Below are 239 nucleotides of genomic sequence, written 5' to 3'. Positions count from 1 at the left end.
CGGCCTTCAGCGCACGCTCGACGGTGTCGCGCGCGGCCGGCAGTTCCGGATAGGCCTCGCCCATCAGCCCGGACAGGGTCGCGACCATCTTGTGGAAGAACGGCTGGCGCACGCCGAGCATCCAGCCATGGCGCAGGGCGCGGCGGATGATCCGGCGCAGGACGTAGCCGCGCCCTTCGTTGGACGGCAGCACGCCATCGACGATGAGGAAGGAGCAGGCGCGGATGTGGTCGGCGATC

Annotated in this window: 1 protein-coding gene; it reads right to left on the bottom strand. The window is 70.3% G+C overall.

Going from position 1 to position 239, the window contains the following annotated elements:
- The coding region (locus tag SB822_RS60595; RefSeq protein WP_410859585.1) for an alanine--tRNA ligase-related protein at window positions 1–239 on the bottom strand (239 nt) is incomplete at both ends.

It is taken from the genome of Paraburkholderia sp. SIMBA_054, from assembly GCF_046534875.1.
In the GTDB taxonomy this organism is placed as follows: Bacteria; Pseudomonadota; Gammaproteobacteria; order Burkholderiales; family Burkholderiaceae; genus Paraburkholderia; species Paraburkholderia hospita.
Note: the sequence above shows the minus strand (reverse complement) of the source record. Positions and strands in the feature narration are given on the sequence as shown.